At 62.8% G+C, this 17,278-nt stretch carries 14 protein-coding genes and 1 tRNA gene; 2 read left to right on the top strand and 13 right to left on the bottom strand.

Annotated features, from left to right (window positions below; genetic code table 11):
- Positions 1 to 228: 228 nt before the first annotated feature.
- The 4 genes from BLR25_RS12540 to glmM all read right to left on the bottom strand — a co-directional run bounded on the left by BLR25_RS12540 (position 229) and on the right by glmM (position 2,970).
- A tRNA-Leu gene (locus BLR25_RS12540) sits at positions 229 to 313 on the bottom strand.
- A 61-nt stretch (positions 314 to 374) separates the two neighbouring features.
- Positions 375 to 743: a preprotein translocase subunit SecG gene (secG, locus tag BLR25_RS12535; RefSeq protein WP_091938142.1), complete on the bottom strand. Its 369-nt coding sequence runs from the start codon at positions 741 to 743 to the stop codon at positions 375 to 377.
- Between the two features lie 13 nt (positions 744 to 756).
- Positions 757 to 1,512 carry a triose-phosphate isomerase gene (tpiA, locus tag BLR25_RS12530; RefSeq protein WP_091938140.1) on the bottom strand — a complete coding sequence of 252 codons (756 nt, stop codon included), beginning with the start codon at positions 1,510 to 1,512 and terminating at the stop codon, positions 757 to 759.
- An 87-nt stretch (positions 1,513 to 1,599) separates the two neighbouring features.
- Positions 1,600 to 2,970 carry a phosphoglucosamine mutase gene (gene glmM, locus BLR25_RS12525; protein WP_091938138.1) on the bottom strand — a complete coding sequence of 457 codons (1,371 nt, stop codon included), beginning with the start codon at positions 2,968 to 2,970 and terminating at the stop codon, positions 1,600 to 1,602.
- Between the two features lie 101 nt (positions 2,971 to 3,071).
- Here glmM and BLR25_RS12520 point away from each other — a divergent pair, with 101 nt between their 5' ends.
- On the top strand, positions 3,072 to 4,931 hold the full coding sequence (locus tag BLR25_RS12520) for a GGDEF domain-containing protein (protein ID WP_091938136.1): 1,860 nt from the start codon (positions 3,072 to 3,074) through the stop codon (positions 4,929 to 4,931).
- Here the strand turns inward: BLR25_RS12520 and BLR25_RS12515 are convergent.
- The 7 genes from BLR25_RS12515 to BLR25_RS12485 all read right to left on the bottom strand — a co-directional run bounded on the left by BLR25_RS12515 (position 4,926) and on the right by BLR25_RS12485 (position 13,024).
- Positions 4,926 to 6,209: a TRAP transporter large permease gene (locus BLR25_RS12515; protein WP_218122732.1), complete on the bottom strand. Its 1,284-nt coding sequence runs from the start codon at positions 6,207 to 6,209 to the stop codon at positions 4,926 to 4,928. The genes BLR25_RS12520 and BLR25_RS12515 overlap by 6 nt on opposite strands.
- Complete coding sequence (locus tag BLR25_RS12510; protein ID WP_091938132.1) at positions 6,206 to 6,697, bottom strand: TRAP transporter small permease; 492 nt, start codon at positions 6,695 to 6,697, stop codon at positions 6,206 to 6,208. The genes BLR25_RS12515 and BLR25_RS12510 overlap by 4 nt, the downstream gene beginning before the upstream one ends.
- Position 6,698: 1 nt before the next feature.
- A complete protein-coding gene (locus tag BLR25_RS12505) occupies positions 6,699 to 7,718 on the bottom strand; it encodes a DctP family TRAP transporter solute-binding subunit (RefSeq protein WP_091938130.1) in 1,020 nt (339 codons plus the stop codon).
- Between the two features lie 100 nt (positions 7,719 to 7,818).
- The gene (locus tag BLR25_RS12500) at positions 7,819 to 9,345 is read right to left on the bottom strand and encodes a CYTH and CHAD domain-containing protein (protein ID WP_091938128.1); all 1,527 of its coding nucleotides are present in this window, start codon (positions 9,343 to 9,345) and stop codon (positions 7,819 to 7,821) included.
- 111 nt (positions 9,346 to 9,456) lie between these two features.
- Positions 9,457 to 10,278 carry a dihydropteroate synthase gene (gene folP / locus BLR25_RS12495; protein WP_091938126.1) on the bottom strand — a complete coding sequence of 274 codons (822 nt, stop codon included), beginning with the start codon at positions 10,276 to 10,278 and terminating at the stop codon, positions 9,457 to 9,459.
- Between the two features lie 81 nt (positions 10,279 to 10,359).
- Entirely contained in the window at positions 10,360 to 12,243 is a 1,884-nt protein-coding gene (gene ftsH / locus BLR25_RS12490) for an ATP-dependent zinc metalloprotease FtsH (RefSeq protein ID WP_091938124.1), read from the bottom strand.
- 184 nt (positions 12,244 to 12,427) lie between these two features.
- Positions 12,428 to 13,024, bottom strand: coding sequence for an RlmE family RNA methyltransferase (locus BLR25_RS12485; protein WP_245715549.1), 597 nt, complete (start codon positions 13,022 to 13,024; stop codon positions 12,428 to 12,430).
- Between BLR25_RS12485 and BLR25_RS12480 the strand changes: the two genes are divergently transcribed.
- The gene (locus BLR25_RS12480; protein ID WP_245715548.1) at positions 12,923 to 13,456 is read left to right on the top strand and encodes a YhbY family RNA-binding protein; all 534 of its coding nucleotides are present in this window, start codon (positions 12,923 to 12,925) and stop codon (positions 13,454 to 13,456) included. The two genes, BLR25_RS12485 and BLR25_RS12480, sit on opposite strands and share 102 nt — an antisense overlap.
- A gap of 70 nt (positions 13,457 to 13,526) precedes the next feature.
- Here BLR25_RS12480 and greA read toward each other — a convergent pair whose 3' ends face one another.
- Positions 13,527 to 14,003: a transcription elongation factor GreA gene (gene greA / locus BLR25_RS12475; protein WP_091938117.1), complete on the bottom strand. Its 477-nt coding sequence runs from the start codon at positions 14,001 to 14,003 to the stop codon at positions 13,527 to 13,529.
- 65 nt (positions 14,004 to 14,068) lie between these two features.
- Entirely contained in the window at positions 14,069 to 17,275 is a 3,207-nt protein-coding gene (gene carB / locus BLR25_RS12470; RefSeq protein ID WP_091938115.1) for a carbamoyl-phosphate synthase large subunit, read from the bottom strand.
- Positions 17,276 to 17,278: the final 3 nt, after the last annotated feature.

The following is a 17,278-nucleotide window of genomic DNA, read 5'->3' as shown; positions in this document are numbered from 1 at the left end:
ATCAGGTGCGGCATTCTACCATGTGGTTTACCGAAACAGGAACTACTCTAAAGGGGAAATTGCCACGAAACCCAAGCAATCCCGCGTTCCGGGAAGGGTTGCCTGAATATTCAAACGGCACTCAGACGAACCGACGCAACGTTCGAAAACGAGCGTTGAACAAACAGAATTTGGAATGTTGAATTGCGCGCTGTTATCTGTTTTTTTGCGCAACCGTAATACTCTGGATGGTGCCGACGATGAGACTCGAACTCATACGACCGAAGTCACTACCCCCTCAAGATAGCGTGTCTACCAATTTCACCACGTCGGCACTGCTTACAACTCGGTCGGACGGCTGATCACTGAGGGGACCGCCCAACCTGTAAAACAAACTACTTGGGAATTTCCTTCGTCTTCGAACCGGCATCCGCGGGAGCGTTGTTCTGCTCAGCGCCACCTGCAGGCATCGAAGAAGGCCGCGATTGTACAGCATCCTGCATCACACTACCAGTACTTTTTGGCTTATTTGAAGCAATAAATGCCAAGGACAGGCTGGTGATGAAAAACACCACGGCCAATGCCGCCGTCGTACGGCTCAGGAAGTTCGCCGAACCGGCCGAACCGAACAGACTACCCGAGGCACCGCTACCAAAAGCGGCGCCCATATCGGCACCCTTGCCATGCTGAACGAGTACCAAGCCGACAATCCCGACAGCTGCCAGGACATGCACGACCAAAATCACTGAAAAGAAATATTCCATAAACCCCGACTCTTTACTTCGCCGCTGCGCGGCAAATGGCGAGAAAATCCGCCGCTACCAAGGAGGCACCGCCGATCAGGCCGCCATCGATATCCGACATGCCAAAAAGCTCTGCCGCATTCGACGGCTTGACGCTGCCGCCATACAAAATCTGCAGGTTTGCCGCCACGGCTGCATCGCCGCGCGCCACCTGCGCCCGAATCGCGGCATGCACTTCCTGCGCCTGCTCGCTCGTCGCCGTGCGCCCGGTACCGATCGCCCAGACCGGTTCGTAGGCAACGACGGCCTTGGCGAACGCCGCCACGCCGGCACGGTCGATCACCGCCGCCATCTGCGCTGCCACGACTTCCGCCGTTTTGCCGGCTTCACGCTCGGCCAGCGTCTCACCGACGCACAGCACCGGCGTCAAACCGGCCGCCAGCGCCACCGCGAATTTTTCGGCGACCAGCGCATCGCTTTCGCCGTAAATAGAACGGCGCTCGGAATGCCCGACCAGCACGTAACGGCAGGCGAAATCATTCAGCATCGAAGCACTGACTTCGCCGGTGTAGGCACCGCTCGTCTTTTCGCTGAGGTTTTGCGCACCCCAGGCCACCGTCGTTCCGGTCAGGGCCGACTGCGCCTGCGCGAGATACGGAAACGGAACGCAGACAGCGACGCCAACATCACGCAGCCCAGCAACTCCGGAAACCACCTCTTGAAGAAGTTGCGAATTGACGCTCAGTCCGCCGTTCATCTTCCAGTTACCAGCAACCAGCTTCTGACGCATGGATCACCTGCCGAAAAAAAAACGCATTATACCGATGCCCCCCGAATACGGTCAATCGCAGCCGTTCCGATCAGGACATCACCCCCATCAGCCTTCGCCGACCGCATCGCGCACCGCGCCGGCCAGCGCTTCGGCAGCGGCACGAACCTTCGCCGCATCGCGACCTTCGACCATGACGCGCAGCAAAGGCTCGGTGCCGGACGCGCGCAAGAGCACGCGCCCTTCGCCGGCGAGACTTTCCTCGACCGACGCGCGCGCCGCGGCAATCGCCGCGTTGTCCTTCCAGACGAAGCCCTTGGCCAAGGGCACGTTGATCAGCACCTGCGGATACAGCGACAGCCGCCCGACCAATGCATCGAGCGTGCCGCCCTCCTCGCGCAAGGCAGCCAGCACCTGCAGCGCCGAGACGATGCCGTCGCCGGTGGTATGCCGATCGAGACACAGGATGTGACCGGAATTCTCGCCGCCGAACAGCCAGCCTTTTTCCTTGAGGACTTCCATGACATAGCGATCGCCGACGTTGGCACGCACGAACGGGATCTTCATCTCGGCCAGCGCATGCTCGAACGCCAGATTAGTCATCAGCGTACCGACCACCCCGGCGACCGGCCCCTTGCGCGCCCGGCCGCGCACGACGGCGAGCAGGAGCTGATCGCCGTCGTAGGTCGAACCATCCGGGCCGACCATCATCAAGCGGTCGGCATCGCCGTCGAGCGCCACGCCGAAATCCGCCTGCCGCGCAAGCACCGCATCGCTCAGCGCTCGCAACGAGGTCGCGCCGACATCCTGGTTGATATTGAGGCCGTTCGGCTCGGCGCCAATGGTGCTCACTTCGGCGCCAAGCTCGTGGAAGACGTGCGGCGCGATGTGATAGGCGGCGCCATGCGCGCAATCGACGACAATCTTCAGGCCGCGCAGATCGAATTCGTTGGGAAAGGTGCTCTTGCAGAATTCGATATAGCGCCCCGCCGCATCGGCGATCCGTCGCGCCCGCCCGAGCTCGCCCGAGGGAACGCATCCCATCGGTGCGTCGATTCCGGCCTCGATCTGCGCTTCCAGCGCATCGTCCAGCTTCGTTCCCTGCGCCGAAAAGAACTTGATCCCGTTGTCGTAATACGGATTATGCGAGGCGGAAATCACGATGCCGGCCTGCAGCCGCAGCGCGCGCGTCAGATAAGCGACCGCCGGCGTCGGCATCGGACCGACCAGGCAGACATCGACGCCGGCAGCCGACAGCCCCGACTCCAGCGCCGCCTCGAGCATGTAGCCCGAAATCCGCGTGTCCTTGCCAATCAGCACTGCCGGACGTTCGCCGGCCTTGAGATGACCGCGCGACGAAGCCTCGGCCAGCAGGACCTTGCCAGCGGAATAACCGAGACGCATGACGAAATCAGGGGTGATCGGTGCCTGTCCGACCCGGCCACGCACGCCATCCGTACCGAAATATTTTCTACCCATCGCTGACTCCCCTGCCCGAAACGGCCATCCGAAAAGCCTGTCATTGTACTGAAACCTGAGCCCCCTAGAGTACCCCTTCGAACAACAGGGGAGATTCCGCCATGCCAGCCACGCAGATCCGTAGCGATCGCGCACCGCTCTTTCTCGTCAGCACGATTCGCCCGGACAACCATGACAGCAGCAAAAACCTGTTTGAGGAAATCCTCGAACGCCGTCGCCTGACCGCCGTATTCCAGCCAATCATCGACTTCGGCAACCATGCCTATATCGCCTTTGAAGGGCTGATCCGCGGACCGGCCGATACGCCGCTGCAAATGCCGAAGGCATTATTCGAAACGGCTGAACGGATCGGCTGCCGACGCCAGCTCGAACAAGCCTGCCGCGAGACGATTTTCCGCGCCTTCGCGCAACTGCAATTACCCGGACTGCTCTTCATCAATTCAAGCCCCGACTGTCTCGACGACGATCTCCTGCTCGACGGCGGCAGCAGCGACCTGCTCCACCAGATCGGCATCCGCCCCGACCGCGTCGTCATTGAACTGACCGAAAACCAGCGCATCACCGACTATCCCGACATTCAGCAGACCTTGGCCCACTACCGCCGCCAAGGCTTCCGCATCGCCATCGACGATCTCGGCGAGGGCTTCGCCAACCTGCGCATGTGGTCCGAAATCCGCCCGGACTTCGTCAAGATCGACCGCCATTTCATCAACGGCATCGCCGAGGACACGCTCAAGCACCGCTTCGTCCAGGCCATGCAGAGTCTGGCCGAAAGTTGTTCGGCACAAATCATTGCCGAGGGCATCGAACGGGAGGCGGACTGCCTGACAGTCCGCGACCTCGGCATCTCGCTCGGCCAGGGCTACCTGATCGCCGTGCCGACGAGCATGCCACGCGCCTTGCCGAGCGAGAAGATCATCGGCATCGTCAAGCAGAGGCGCATCGCCGTCTTTCCGCCGGCGCTCGCACCGAGCAGCCACGTCGCGGTGCGCAGCCTGATCCGGCCGGTCACACCGATCACACCCGACACCGGCAATGACGATGTCTTCCGTCGCTTCGATGCCGACCCGGAACTCGTGTCGATGCCTGTGGTAGCGGACGGCACGCCGCTCGGCCTGATCAACCGGCACGAACTGATCGACCGCCTGTCGCGTCCCTACCGCCGCGAGCTCTTCGGCCGCAAATCCTGCGCCCAGTTCATGGACCCGCTGCCGCTGTGTATCGACGAAGACGCGCCGATCCAGGACGCTGCGATGACGGTCAGCCGCTCGGCGCGCCGTCACATCTATGATGGATTCATCATCACGCGCAACGGGCGCTACGCCGGTATCGGCAGCGCGCACGATCTCATGGGAATGATCACGCAGATGCAGATCCAGGCGGCGCGCTATGCCAATCCGCTAACGCAACTGCCCGGCAACGTGCCGATCAACGAACACATCGACCGGCTGCTGGCCCGCAAGATTCCGTTCTGCGCCTGCTACGTCGATATCGACCACTTCAAGCCATTCAACGACGTCTATGGCTATCGGCGCGGCGACGACGTCATTGGGTTGCTCGCCCAGACGCTGACCGGCATCGCCCACCCGCTCGCCGACTTCTGCGGCCACATCGGCGGCGACGACTTCATGGTGCTCTTTCAAAGCGAGGACTGGGAGGTGCGCTGCCGCCAGGCGCTGACACGCTTCGACCAGCAACTGGCAGCGCAGGTGGAAGCCGACTCACTGACGCTCGTCGACGGCTGGCGCGGTTACTACGCCGAGAACCGGCGCGGCGAGCACGTTTTCTACCCGCTCCCCAGTGTGTCGATCGGCGCCGTACCGGTCCTCGCCGAGCGTTTCGAATCGCACCACGAACTCTCCGCCGCCGCCTCGGAGGCCAAGAAACACGCCAAGAAGACGGCGGGTAGCAGCCTGTTCATCGAACGGCGACACCCCGCCGGCAACGCCCTCAAATCATAGATAGCCGAGGTGCCGCGGCAACCACAGCGCGAGATCGGGCACGAAGGTCACCAGCAACATCATGCCGGCCATCGCCGCGACCATCCACAACACCCAGGGCACGGTCGACTCCATCGACACGCCGGCCATCCGGCAGGTGACCATCAGATTGACGCCGAGCGGCGGATGGAACTGTCCGAGCGCCATGTTCATCGTGATGATGACGCCGAACCAGACCAGATCCCAGTTGAAATGCAGTGCGATCGGCACCAGCAGCGGCAGGAAGATGAAGTAGATCGAGATCGCGTCGAGGAACATGCCGGCGATCAGCAGCAGCAACTGGATGCTGAGCAGCATCGGGATTTCCGACAGGCCGGTACCGAGCAACGCGGCGGCCAGATGGTCGAAGGTGCCGAGCGTATTGCTCGCCCAGGCGAAAACGCTGGCCAGCGCGACAACGGCGAGAATGACCGACGAGATTTCCGCCGACTCGATGAGCACGAGATAGATGTCCTTCCAGCTCAGGCTGCGATAGATCACCATGCCGACAAGCACACCGTAGAAGACGGCGACGACAGCCGCCTCGGTCGGCGTAAATAGTCCGCTGCGCATGCCGCCGAGGATGATCACCGGCGCCAGCAGCCCCCAGCCGGCTTCCTTGAGACTCTGCCAGAACGGCGGACGGGTTTCGCCCGGCGTCGCCTCGAAGTTGTTCCTGACCGACAACCACCAGGCCACCAGGATCAGCGTCAGGCCGGACAGGATGCCGGGAATCATGCCGGCGGCAAACAAGGCCGGCACCGACGCCTGCGGTACCAGCAGGCTGTAGATGACGAATGCAATCGAGGGCGGGATCAGGATGTCGGTCGACCCCGCTGCCGCGATGACGCCGGCAGTGAAGGAACGCGGATACCCGGCCTTGAGCATCGACGGCAGCATGACAGCGCCGACGGCGGCCGAATCGGCCGGCCCCGATCCGGAAATGCCACCGAGAATCATCGCCACCATGATCGCAACGATGGCGAGGCTGCCGCGCCGCTGACCGACCAGCGCCGAGGCGAAGCGGACGATGGTCGCGGCAACGCCGGCGCGCTCGAAGATCAGGCCGGCAATGACGAAGACCGGAATCGCCATCAACGGATACTTGGCGATGCCGGTATAGACATTGGTCGGCAAGGACATCATGCCGAGGCCGGTCAGGGCGACGACAGCGGTGCCTGCCAGCCCCATGGCGACCGCCAGCGGCACGCCGGCGAACATCAGAAAGCCGAACAAACCGAACAACAACCAATCCATCATGACGCGCGCCTCCGCAGGGAAGCGAGCAGACGGACGACGATCAGCGCCGAGAGCACCGGCAACCAGACCGTATAGAGCCACTGCGGTACGCCGAGCGAGGGCGAGGTCACCTCGAAGTCATAGTCGTCCCAGGCCATCAGGACACCATAAGCGCAGAGCACGGCGAACATCACCAGCGAGCAGAGCGTCGCGAAACGCTGCGACCAAGTGCGCAGACGGGTGCTGCCGCTGACGAAGAAGGTGATGGCGATGTGGTGATTCGTGGCGAAGGCGTGCGAGGCGCCAACCAGGGTCATCACCACCAGCAGCGCCACCGAAATTTCCTCGGTGAAGGCGAACGATATGTCCGTGAAATAACGCACCAGCACGTTCGCCATCGTCAGCACACACAACAGCCCCATCGATCCGGCCATCAACACGCGCTCGACGCGCCCGAGCGGCGAACGGGCGCCTGGCGCGCCCGCCGCTTCCTTGCTTGCCTCGTCCATATCAGCGCTTGGCGATGGCCGCTTCGGCCTTCTTCACCAGATCGGCGCCGATGGTTTTCGCCCACTTGTCATAGACCGGCCGCGTCGCCTTGACGAAGGCCTCGCGCTGCGCCGCCGTCGGTTCGGTGACGGTCACGCCCGCCGCCTCGATTTGCTTGAGGATGGCGTTATCCTTGCCGGCGATGCCTTTGCGCGCCTTTTCGACATTCTCGCGCCCGGCCTGTAGCGCCGCCTGGCGAACCGCGTCACGATCGGCCGGCGTCCAGCTTTCCCAGACCTGCTTGTTGACGACGAAAATCAGCGGATCGGCGACGTAATGCCAGAGTGTCAGGTGTTTCTGCCCCACCGTCGGCAACTTGGCGGCGACGAAGACCGACAGCGGATTTTCCTGGCCATCGACCGCGCCTGAGGCCAATGCCGGCTGCGCGTCGGCCCAGCTCATCTGGGTCGGGTTGGCCCCCAATGCGGTAAAGGTTTCGTTGTACAGCGGCGAACCGACAACGCGGAATTTGAGGCCCTTCATGTCGGCCGGCGAGGCAATCGGACGCTTCGAGTTCGACATCTCGCGGAAACCGTTCTCACCCCAGGCGAGCGGCACGACTTCACGCTTCTCAAGCACGGTAAACAGATCCTTGCCGACATCGCCTTGCGTCAAGGCGTCGATCGCCTTGTAGTCGGGCATCAGGAAGGGCAGCGAAAAGAGATTGAGTTCCTTGATCTGCGGTGACCAGTTGATCGTCGAGCCAACGGCCAGATCGATCACGCCCTGGCGGATCGCCGTAAATTCGCGGGTCTGGTCGCCGCCGACCAGCGACGCACCCGGATAAAGCTTGATGTTGATGCGTCCCTGCGTCTTTTCCTTGACGAGCTCGGCCCAGCGCTCGCCGGCCTGCCCCCAGGTAAAGGCCGTGTTCAGCACGGTCGACAGCCGATATTCGGCACGATAAGTCTGGGCCATGACGGCACCGCACAGCAGCGAACCGGCCAGCACGGCGGCGGCCCCGAGATATTTACGCATCATAGACCCTCCTTGGTTGCAGAACGAGGGCCGATTATGCAGGCGTGACGCCACCGGCGCAAGAAAAGCGCGGTAAAGATGCCGGGTCAAGACACCGAAAAAATCAGCGCCAGGGCGGCGCCGCGTTGAGGAAGCGCTTGATCTCGGCGTCGAGCAACCCGGCCAGCAGTTGCATCCGCCCGGCCAGCCAACCCGACACCAGCGAATCGGCGGTACCGTCCGGCCGCAGTTCGGCAACCAAGCGCCTTGCCATCACCTGGTCGTGATAGGCCCCCGCAGTCTCCTGCAAACGCGAAAGCAGCGACTGATAACGCGACAACTCGGCCCGCGGCAACAGCGGCAGGAAGAAATCGAGCGCATAGCGCAGCTTCTTCAGTTCGATCCGCAAGCGATGCCGACGCTCGGCGCTCGCATGCTCACGCTGACGCGCCAGGGCGACGGCCTTTTTCCATTGCCGCTGCAACCGATCAGCGGCAAAGCGTCGCGGCTTCGCTACTGTCTCCGATGCCGGCGACACTCCGATGGTCGGTCCCGACTGGCGCAGCAGCGCCGCTGAAAAGGCCAACAGCAAACGACTGTACTCGACGCGCTTCAAGGCACCGGCGGCCGAACTATCGGCGGCGACGCGCCGCGCCTGCGCCGCCTCGCGCAGGAAGGCGACCTCGGTGTGGCCGGGGAACGCGGCTTCAAGCGGCGCCAGCGTTTCGGCCAACAGGACATCCCAGTCGCGCGCCCGACCCAGTTGCTCGCCGAGCCGCTTCCAGCGCGGCAAGTAGGTGGCGACGAAATCCGGCGACAGGACGGGTTCGAAGATACGAAACGCCGAGCGCAGGCGACGGATCGCCACACGGGCCTGATGCACGTACTCGGGATCCTGCCCGGCAATCGCACCGGCCTCGTTACGCTGCAGATGAACCAGGCAGGCAGCGGCGACGGCACGGAAAGCATCGACAGGCGCCATTTCGCGCCCGATTCCGACGGCCGCGGCGCGCATCGGCGGCGCCACCGCGCCGGCGGCCAGCGCATAACCGCGTTCCGCCTTGCTGACGATCTCGGGATGCAGCTGAAATTCGGCGGCCAGGTCGATGGCGAGATCGAACAGCGCATCGCTCGACTGGCCCTGCAGCAGTTCGATTTCGACTTCGCAGATCGTTTCGCGCACGTCGCGGCGCTCGCCGGAAACCGTGGTGGCCTGGACCCAACCGCGATCCAGCGCCAACTCGACCGTCGCTTCGGGCGAGGTCAGGCGCCAGGCCGTCCGCGAAAAATCGGTCGTAAATACGGGCAGCAGATCGGCGCGCCGCACTTCCAGGAAAGCGCGCAATTCCGGATCGCCAACGATGCCGAAGTCGAAACATCCCGGCGCGGTCGGCGCCTCCCACTCGCGCCGTTGCGCCAGGCCGCCCGCCCCCGCATCGCCGCCCTTGACGGTCATGCGCCAGTCATTGGCGCCCTGCCGGCGCAGGCGCAAGGCGATGCCACGGGCACGCAGATCGAGACCGGGCGTATCGTAATAGGTGTTGAACAGCTGCTTTTTTTCCGCCACAAGGCCGGCCAGGCGTGGGCTGAGCGACAGTCTTCTGCCCTGCGCCGGCGACAAGCGGAGCTTCAACTCGATTTCACGGGACATGTGCTGCCCTGAAGGGAATGACGGAGGAGACCCGATCAGCCTAGCAGAAAGAAAAAGCGCTGTCTGTTGCGGTCAGCCGCAGCGGCCAGCCTCGCACATCATCGCAACGCTTCAACCGGCCGTCAGCGCCTGCCAGACCGCCAAGGCGTCACGTGTCTCGGCGACATCGTGGACGCGCAGGATGCGCGCGCCCCGCTCCGCTGCCAGCAAGGCCGCGGCGACGCTGGCGCCAAGCCGGTCGCCGACGGCGCGACCGGTGATTGCACCAAGCATCGACTTGCGCGACATGCCGGCCAGCACCGGCAGACCGGTCGCCGAAAAGCGCTCGAGCGCGCGCAGGAGATCGAGGTTGTGGGTCAGCGACTTGCCGAAGCCAAAGCCGGGATCGAGGACAATCCGTTCGCGGGCGATGCCGGCCGCCTGCGCCGCGGCGACGCGCTCGTCGAGAAAGGACAGCACCTCGGCGACGACATCGGCATAGTCCGGCGTCTGCTGCATGGTCAGCGGCTCGCCCTGCATGTGCATCAGGCAGACGGCGCAATCGCTCGCTGCCACCGCCTCCAGCGCACCGGGCATGCGCAACGCATAGATGTCGTTGATCATCGCCGCCCCGGCCGCCAGCGCCGCGCGCATCACCTCGGGCTTGTAGGTATCGATCGAAATCGGCACGCCACAAGCGGCAAGCCGGTCGAGCACCGGCAGCAGGCGATCGAGTTCCTCGGCCAGCGAGGTCGGTTGCGCCCCCGGACGCGACGATTCGGCACCGATGTCGAGCAGATCGGCGCCCGCTTCGATCTGGTGCCAGGCGTGCGCGACGGCGCGATCGACGTCCTGCACGAGGCCGTCGCCGGAAAACGAATCCGGCGTCAGATTGACGATGCCCATCACCAGCGGGCGATCCTCGGGCAAGGCGAATGCAGCGCAATGACGCATGCTTGAGTCCTCTACAAAGAAAAACGGGGGAGTTGCCTCCCCCGTCGTATGCAACCGGATGTGTCGTGTCTCAGACCGGAATCAGGCCGTCGCCTCGGTCGTCGGCGCCGCGCTCGGCGGCGGCACGTCCTGCACACCAGGCGACTTGCCCTGCGGCGGCTTCGGCGGACGCGGCGGTTTTCCGGCCATGATGTCGTCGATCTGTTCGGCGTCGATCGTTTCCCATTCGAGCAAGGCCGCCGTCATCGCTTCGACCTTGTCGCGGTTTTCCTCAAGCAGACGCCGGGCCAAACCATACTGCTCGTCGATGATGCGACGAATCTCGGCATCGACCTTCTGCATCGTCGCTTCGGAGACATTCTTGTGCGTCGTCACCGAGCGGCCGAGGAAGACTTCACCTTCGTTCTCACCATAAACCATCGGGCCGAGCGCGTCCGACATGCCGTAGCGCGTCACCATGTCGCGCGCCATCTGCGTCGCCCGTTCGAAATCGTTCGAGGCGCCGGTCGTCATCTGGTTCATGAACAACTCTTCGGCGATACGGCCACCGAACAGCACCGCGATGCGCGACATCAGATAGGTGCGGTCATAGGCGTAACGATCCTCTTCCGGCAACTGCATGGTGAGACCCAGGGCGCGGCCGCGCGGAATGATCGTCACTTTGTGCACCGGATCGGACTTCGGCACCAGCTTGGCAACGACCGCGTGTCCCGACTCGTGGTAAGCCGTGTTGCGCTTTTCTTCCTCGTTCATGACCATGCTGCGGCGCTCGGCGCCCATCATGATCTTGTCCTTGGCCTTCTCGAAATCTTCCATGTCGACGAGGCGCTTGTTCGAGCGCGCGGCAAACAGCGCCGCTTCGTTGACGAGGTTGGCGAGGTCGGCGCCCGAGAATCCCGGCGTGCCGCGCGCGATGATGTCGGCCTTGACGTCCGGCGACAACGGCACCTTGCGCATATGTACGATAAGCACCTGCTCGCGGCCGCGGATGTCGGGCAGCGGCACCACGACCTGGCGGTCGAAACGGCCCGGCCGCATCAGCGCCGGATCGAGCACGTCAGGCCGGTTGGTCGCGGCGATGACGATGATGCTGGTATTGCCTTCGAAGCCGTCCATCTCGACGAGCATCTGGTTCAGCGTCTGCTCGCGCTCGTCGTTGCCGCCGCCGAGACCGGCGCCACGCTGGCGGCCGACCGCGTCGAGTTCGTCGATGAAGATGATGCAGGGCGCATGTTTCTTGGCGTTTTCGAACATGTCGCGGACACGCGCCGCGCCGACACCGACGAACATTTCGACGAAGTCGGAACCGGAAATCGAGAAGAACGGCACCTTCGCCTCACCGGCGATGGCCTTGGCCAGCAGGGTTTTACCCGTCCCCGGATTGCCGACGAGCAGCACGCCCTTCGGGATGCGGCCGCCGAGTTTCTGGAATTTGCTCGGATCGCGCAGGAAATCGACGAGTTCGGAGACTTCCTCCTTGGCCTCGTCGCAACCGGCGACGTCGGCGAAAGTGATGCTGTTGGTCGATTCATCGAGCAGCCGCGCCTTGCTCTTGCCGAACGAGAACGCCCCGCCCTTGCCGCCGCCCTGCATCTGGCGCATGAAGAAGACCCAGACGCCGATCAGCAGCAGCATCGGGAACCAACTGACGAAGAGATTCATCAGGAAGGATTGTTCTTCCTCGGGCTTGGCCTCGACCTTGACGCCGTACTTGAGCAGATCCGACACCATCCAGAGATCCGGCGGCGCGTAGGAGGTGATCTTGCGACCGTCGCTGGTCGTCGCCTTCAGCATGCGACCTTCGATCACGACCTTGGTGATGTTGCCGTGCGTGACTTCCTCCATGAACTGCGAATACTCCATGGAGGCCTGCGGCGTCTGGCGCGTGTTGAACTGGTTGAAGACGGTCATCAATACCAGGCCGATCACCAGCCAGACCGCCATATTCTTGAACATGTTATTCAAAGCACATCCTTCTGCGTACCGCTTCCGTCCTCAATGACGGCAGCCCGATCATGCGAAAGTACTGATTGTATATCGTTCGCGCGCATTTCGTCAGGAACCCCGCATACTTCCGCAAAGCGCCCACCCGCACCAACGCCTTCATACCTGCTCTTGCCCAACCACTTCAACCGCTTTCAAACCGGCTTCAAGCCGACTGTTTCAATCCTTTTCCCAACAAATACACCTCTGCGCTACGACCGCGCGAGGCATCCGGCTTGCGCGTCGCCACGCTGGCAAAGGTCCGGCGCATCTCGCCGACAAAATCCTCATAGCCATAGCCCTGAAAAACTTTGACCAGAAACGCCCCGTCAGGTTTCAGCCAGCGTTGCGAAAACTCCAAACCAAGCTCGGCAAGGTGCATGATGCGGGCCTGATCCGACAGCGGCACGCCAGAGATATTGGGGGCCATATCCGAAAGCACAAGCCCCACCCGCTCGCCTTGCAGCAGATTTTCCAGCGCCGTCAGCACGCTTTCTTCGCGAAAATCGCCCTGAATGACCGTCACCCCAGGCAAACCGGCCATCTCGAGCAGGTCAAGCGCGACGACCCGCCCCTTGCCTTTCATCCGCTGTGCCGCCACCTGCGACCAACCCCCCGGCGCCGCGCCGAGGTCGACAACCACGTCGCCGGAGCGGATCAGGTGATCGCGATCATCGATCTCCATGAGCTTGAAAGACGCCCGCGAACGGTAGCCTTCGGCCTTGGCGCGCTGGACGAAAGGGTCGCTCACATGCTCATGCATCCAGGCTTTGCTGGTTCTGGTTCGTTTCATTGCTCCAAACCCGGTAAAATACGCGTTTTGCTAAGGTCTTCACGCATGCTCGACATCACTTCAGAACAACGCCGCGCCCTGCGCGCCCGTGCCCATGGTCTCAACCCGGTCGTCTCGATCGCCCAGAACGGTCTCAGCGAGTCCGTCATGCGCGAGATCGCGCGCAGTCTCGACAGCCACGAGTTGATCAAGATCCGCGTTTATAACGATCTTCGCGAAGAGCGCGAGGCCTATCTGAAGGCCATTTGCGATCAACTCGACGCCGCGCCGGTGCAGCATATCGGCAAGCTGCTGGTCGTCTGGCGCCCGGCCACGGAAGAAACTGCGCCGACCAAGGCTCGCCCGGCGGCCCGCCGTGCCCGCGCCGAACCGCGACGCAGCAAGCGGAGTTTCCAGAACTGAGGCGCCGGTCGCGGGCGACTGCACTTGCCGCGCCCGCGCCATCGGCTGCATCAACGGCCGCATCAACCGTCTACTCGTAGCGAACCTCAAGAATTTCATATTCGCGCAATCCGCCCGGTGCCTGCACCTGGGCGATGTCACCCGCATACTTGCCGATCAGCGCACGGGCGATCGGCGAATTCACCGAAATCTTGCATTCCTTGATGTCGGCTTCGTCTTCACCGACGATCTGGTAGGTCACCAGCTCGCCGGAATCCTGATCCTCGATGTCCACGGTCGAACCGAAGACGCAGCGGCCGTCGGCGTCAAGCAAGGCCGGATCGATGATCTGGGCGTTCGACAACTTGCCTTCGACTTCCTTGATGCGCCCTTCGACAAAAGCCTGACGCTCTTTCGCCGCGTCGTATTCGGCATTTTCCGACAGGTCGCCGTAAGAACGCGCCTCGGCGATCGCGGCGATGACGTTGGGACGATCGACAGCCTTCAGATGCTGGAGTTCGGCACGCAGTTTTTCGGCACCAGCGATGGTCAATGGGACCTTGTTCATATTTTCACCACCAAAGCAAAACCGCCGGCCCGTACGCAACGGGGTTTCCGGCGGCCAAAAGGTTATTAGACGAGTTGAGCGTGCAGCGTCTGTAGTGGATAAACCACCAACTCGCTGCGATTCTTGATGCCGACGGCAGCGGCCTCCCCACCCCAGATCGTGGTGTAGAGCGTGACACGCTGCGCCTGCGCCGTCACCCGGATCGCTCGCGAATCGTTGATGGCCTTGCGTTTCTCTTCCACCGTGTTGATGATCAAGGCGACTTCGTTGTTCTTGATCATATCGACGATGTGCGGCCGACCTTCGGTCACCTTGTTCACCTGCGTCACGGCAACGCCCGCCGCCGAAATCGCCGCAGCGGTCCCACGCGTCGCCAGGATCTGGAAACCGACTTCGTGCAGGTCACGGGCGATCGCCACCGCCTGCGCCTTGTCCGAATCCTTGACGCTGATGAAGACCTTGCCCGACGTCGGCAGCTTGACGTTGGTCGCCATCTGGCTCTTGACGAAGGCTTCCTCGAAGCTCACGCCAACGCCCATCACTTCGCCCGTCGACTTCATTTCCGGGCCGAGGATGGTATCGACGCCAGGGAACTTGTTGAACGGGAAGACGGCTTCCTTGACCGAGAAATACGGCGGAATGACCTCGTGCGTCACCCCTTGATCGGCCAGCGAACGACCAGCCATGCAGCGCGCCGCGACCTTGGCAAGCGGCAGCCCGGTCGCCTTCGAGACGAAGGGAACCGTACGCGAAGCGCGCGGATTGACCTCGAGCACGTAGACGACGTCGTGCTGGATCGCGAACTGCACGTTCATCAGGCCGCAGACGTTGAGCCCCTTGGCCATCAGCTTGGTCTGGCGGCGCAGTTCGTCCTGGATTTCCTTCGACAGCGAGTACGGCGGCAGCGAACAGGCCGAATCACCCGAATGCACGCCCGCCTGCTCGATGTGCTCCATGACGCCGCCGATGATCACCTGATCGCCGTCAGACAGTGCATCGACGTCGACTTCGCAGGCGTCGTTGAGGAAGCGGTCGAGCAGCACCGGCGAATCGTTCGAGACCTTGACCGCTTCGCGCATGTAGCGCTCGAGGTCGCGCGGCTCATGCACGATTTCCATGGCACGGCCGCCAAGCACGTACGACGGGCGAACGACGAGCGGATAGCCGATTTCATCGGCGAGGCGCAGCGCGTCCGCTTCGGTGCGGGCCGTGCGGTTGGGCGGCTGCTTGAGCCCGAGCTCGTTCAGCAGTTGCTGGAAGCGCTCGCGGTCTTCGGCCGCATCGATCATGTCCGGGGAGGTGCCGATGATCGGCACGCCGTTGGCTTCAAGGTCGCGCGCCAGCTTGAGCGGCGTCTGGCCGCCGAACTGGACGATGACGCCGACCGGATTTTCGATGGCGACGATTTCGAGCACATCCTCGAGCGTCAGCGGCTCGAAATAGAGACGATCGGAGGTGTCATAGTCGGTCGACACGGTCTCCGGGTTGCAGTTGACCATGATCGTTTCATAGCCGTCCTCGCGCATCGCGAGCGCGGCATGCACGCAGCAGTAGTCGAACTCGATGCCCTGGCCGATGCGGTTCGGACCGCCGCCGAGCACCATGATCTTCTTCTTGTCGCTCGGCCGCGACTCGCATTCCTCTTCGTAGGTCGAGTACATGTAGGCCGTGCTCGTCGAGAACTCGGCCGCGCAGGTATCGACGCGCTTGTACACCGGACGGATGCCGAGCAGATGACGACGCGCCCGCACCTGCGCTTCGGTGGTGCGGAACAGGCGGGCCAGCCGACGGTCCGAAAAGCCCTTGCGCTTGAGCACGCGCAGGGTTGGCGCGTTGATGTCGTTGAGCTTCATGTCGTCGAGCTGCATCTCGATCTTGACGATGTCCTCGATCTGGGCGAGGAACCAGGGATCGATATGCGTCAGCGCATGCACTTCGTCGAGCGTAAAACCGTTCTCGAAGGCGTCGCCGACGTACCAGATGCGCTCCGGCCCCGGTTCGCCGAGTTCCTTCTCCAGCTCTTCGCGGTCGGTCGTGCGCTGGTTCATGCCATCGACACCGACTTCCAGACCACGCAGAGCTTTCTGGAACGATTCCTGGAAAGTCCGGCCGATCGCCATGACTTCGCCGACCGACTTCATCTGCGTCGTCAGACGCGCATCGGCAGTCGGGAATTTCTCGAAGGCGAAACGCGGCACCTTGGTGACGACGTAGTCGATCGACGGCTCGAACGAGGCCGGCGTCTTGCCGCCGGTGATTTCGTTGGCCAGTTCATCGAGCGTGTAGCCGACCGCCAGCTTGGCCGCCACCTTGGCGATCGGGAAGCCGGTCGCCTTCGACGCCAGCGCCGACGAACGCGAAACGCGCGGGTTCATCTCGATGACGATCATGCGACCGTCCTTGGGATTGATCGAGAACTGCACGTTCGAGCCACCGGTATCGACGCCGATCTCGCGCAACACCGCGATCGATGCGTTACGCATGATCTGGTATTCCTTGTCGGTCAGCGTCTGCGCCGGCGCGACGGTGATCGAGTCACCCGTGTGGACGCCCATCGGGTCGAGGTTTTCGATCGAGCAGACGATGATGCAGTTGTCCTTGCGATCGCGGACCACCTCCATCTCGAACTCTTTCCAGCCGATCAGCGATTCCTCGATCAGGAGTTCATGCGTCGGCGAAGCTTCGAGGCCGCGCTTGCAGATGTCGACAAATTCTTCCTGATTGTAGGCAATACCGCCGCCCGAACCGCCCATCGTGAACGACGGCCGGATGATCGCCGGGAAGCCGAGCACCGCTTGGACCTGCTGCGCCTCTTCCATGCTGTGGGCGATCGCCGAACGGGCCGAGCCGAGACCGATCTTGGTCATCGCCTCCTTGAACTTCTGCCGGTCTTCCGCCTTGTCGATGGCTTCTTCGCTCGCGCCGATCATCTCGACGCCGTACTTTTCCAGCACGCCGTGATGGGCAAGATCGAGCGCGCAGTTGAGCGCCGTCTGGCCGCCCATCGTCGGCAGCAGCGCATCGGGGCGCTCCTTCTCGATGATCTTCTCGACGACCTTCCAGTTGATCGGCTCGATATAGGTGACGTCGGCCATCTCCGGGTCGGTCATGATCGTCGCCGGGTTGGAGTTGACGAGAATGACGCGGAAACCCTCCTCGCGCAGCGCCTTGCAGGCTTGCGCGCCGGAGTAGTCGAATTCGCAGGCCTGGCCGATGATGATCGGACCGGCACCAATGATCAAAATGCTATGGATGTCTGTACGCTTGGGCATGAG

It is taken from the genome of Propionivibrio dicarboxylicus, assembly GCF_900099695.1.
Classification (GTDB): domain Bacteria; phylum Pseudomonadota; class Gammaproteobacteria; order Burkholderiales; family Rhodocyclaceae; genus Propionivibrio; species Propionivibrio dicarboxylicus.
The sequence above is the reverse complement of the archived record's forward strand: the minus strand, read 5'-3'. Positions and strand labels throughout refer to the sequence as shown.

What these genes read in the sequence shown, in the direction of transcription:
- secG (WP_091938142.1), bottom strand. Translation starts at nt 743, where the DNA reads ATGGAATATTTCTTTTCAGTGATTTTGGTCGTGCATGTCCTGGCAGCT.
- glmM (WP_091938138.1), bottom strand. Translation starts at nt 2,970, where the DNA reads ATGGGTAGAAAATATTTCGGTACGGATGGCGTGCGTGGCCGGGTCGGA.
- tpiA (WP_091938140.1), bottom strand. Translation starts at nt 1,512, where the DNA reads ATGCGTCAGAAGCTGGTTGCTGGTAACTGGAAGATGAACGGCGGACTG.
- carB (WP_091938115.1), bottom strand. Translation starts at nt 17,275, where the DNA reads ATGCCCAAGCGTACAGACATCCATAGCATTTTGATCATTGGTGCCGGT.
- BLR25_RS12485 (WP_245715549.1), bottom strand. Translation starts at nt 13,024, where the DNA reads ATGCATGAGCATGTGAGCGACCCTTTCGTCCAGCGCGCCAAGGCCGAA.
- BLR25_RS12510 (WP_091938132.1), bottom strand. Translation starts at nt 6,697, where the DNA reads ATGGACGAGGCAAGCAAGGAAGCGGCGGGCGCGCCAGGCGCCCGTTCG.
- BLR25_RS12500 (WP_091938128.1), bottom strand. Translation starts at nt 9,345, where the DNA reads ATGTCCCGTGAAATCGAGTTGAAGCTCCGCTTGTCGCCGGCGCAGGGC.
- folP (WP_091938126.1), bottom strand. Translation starts at nt 10,278, where the DNA reads ATGCGTCATTGCGCTGCATTCGCCTTGCCCGAGGATCGCCCGCTGGTG.
- BLR25_RS12515 (WP_218122732.1), bottom strand. Translation starts at nt 6,209, where the DNA reads ATGATGGATTGGTTGTTGTTCGGTTTGTTCGGCTTTCTGATGTTCGCC.
- BLR25_RS12505 (WP_091938130.1), bottom strand. Translation starts at nt 7,718, where the DNA reads ATGATGCGTAAATATCTCGGGGCCGCCGCCGTGCTGGCCGGTTCGCTG.
- greA (WP_091938117.1), bottom strand. Translation starts at nt 14,003, where the DNA reads ATGAACAAGGTCCCATTGACCATCGCTGGTGCCGAAAAACTGCGTGCC.
- BLR25_RS12520 (WP_091938136.1), top strand. Translation starts at nt 3,072, where the DNA reads ATGCCAGCCACGCAGATCCGTAGCGATCGCGCACCGCTCTTTCTCGTC.